General features: G+C 73.0%; 1 protein-coding gene. It reads right to left on the bottom strand.

All coding sequences use genetic code 11. The features are described 5' to 3' along the window. Positions 1-32: 32 nt before the first annotated feature. The coding region (locus tag H5J30_RS33735) for a hypothetical protein (protein ID WP_181791581.1) at positions 33-1,323 on the bottom strand (1,291 nt) is incomplete at its 5' end.

Below are 1,323 nucleotides of genomic sequence, written 5' to 3'. Positions count from 1 at the left end.
CCTGACCCGCCGGCCGAACGGAGCGCCGCACGTCACCCCCGCCGCGACGAGCGGCGCTCCAACCCGGCCACGACCGTGCCGTAGAACCGGTCCACGCCGTCGTCGACGCTGCGGATGAAGCCGGACTCGCCGTTGCCGCGCGTGCTGCCCATGCTCTTGAACAGCGACAGCCGGAATCCGGTGACCTGCGCTCCGTTGCCCGGCAGCATGTCGGCGGGCTCCGGCCGCAGCCGCTCCAGCGTCCCGCGCGGCCCGCCGGCGCCTTCGTCGACGAGGGTCTCCACATGCAGGTCCGCGGGTGCCTCCGCGAGCTGCCGTACGAGCCGCTTGGCCCAGGTGAGCGGATAGCCCTGCTCGGGGGCGGGGATCTCGTACGAGGTCCGCAGCTTGCCGGTGCGCAGATCGGCGGTGAGCGCCAGGATCCCGGCCCCGCCCTCGACCCGCAGTTCCGCGTGCAGCCTGCCGTCCTCGCAGAGCGCGTCGGCGAGGGCGGCCCGGCGGGCGCCCGGATCGGCGCCGCGCCTGGCCCGCTGCACGGGCAGCACCTTGCTCCCCAGCTCGCCGCCGAGCCGCAGGCAGACCTGCCGGATCAGCCGCTCCCAGCTCTCCACGACGCTGACGGCACGTGCGTCACCCCGGCACAGGGTCTCGTCGTCGATGCTGCGGCGTACGGGCACCCAGGCCGGGCCCATGTTCTGGAAGCCGTGGCAGCCGGAGTTCTCGTGCTGGAGGTAGTGCAGGAGCTCCTGCAGCAGCCAGGCGTGCGCGATGTTGCCGACGCCCTCGTGGCGGATGAGCAGCTGCGCCTGGTGCGCCACCTCGGCCCAGGACAGGTGCCACAGGGTCACCTTGTTCTTCCGCCGCCCGTCGACCTTGACGTCGAGCAGCGGACTGCCCTCCAGGGCCACGTCGTTGGAGAGGGTGATGACGGCCTCGTAGCCACGCCGGGAGGCGAGGTCGACGTAGTCCTGCACCTGCTCCGCGCCGAGCGCGTTGCCGTTGGTCTTGGTCTCCAGCAGCCCGGTCCACAGCTTGCCGGCCCGCTCGATCCGGACCACGCCGTCGGGCCGTTTGGGGGAGTCGCCGTGCGGCAGCGTGACCTCGGTGAACGTCTCCATCCGCCCGGCAGGCGCACCGAACCCCGCGGTGATCCGCCGGCCGAACTCGGGCACCTGCGCCATGACGGCCAGCAGCACGGACGTCGCCCGGCTCTCCCGCTCCCGGTCGCTCTTCAGGGACGAGACCGGGAAGAGCCGGGACCCCCGCCAGGCGTCGTTCTCGGCGAGGGACTTGCGCGCCGGCCTGGGCAGCGTCACCTTCTTC

Origin of the sequence: Streptomyces phytophilus (genome assembly GCF_013870535.1) — a bacterium.
Taxonomy (GTDB): domain Bacteria; phylum Actinomycetota; class Actinomycetes; order Streptomycetales; family Streptomycetaceae; genus Streptomyces; species Streptomyces phytophilus.
Note: the sequence above shows the minus strand (reverse complement) of the source record. Positions and strands in the feature narration are given on the sequence as shown.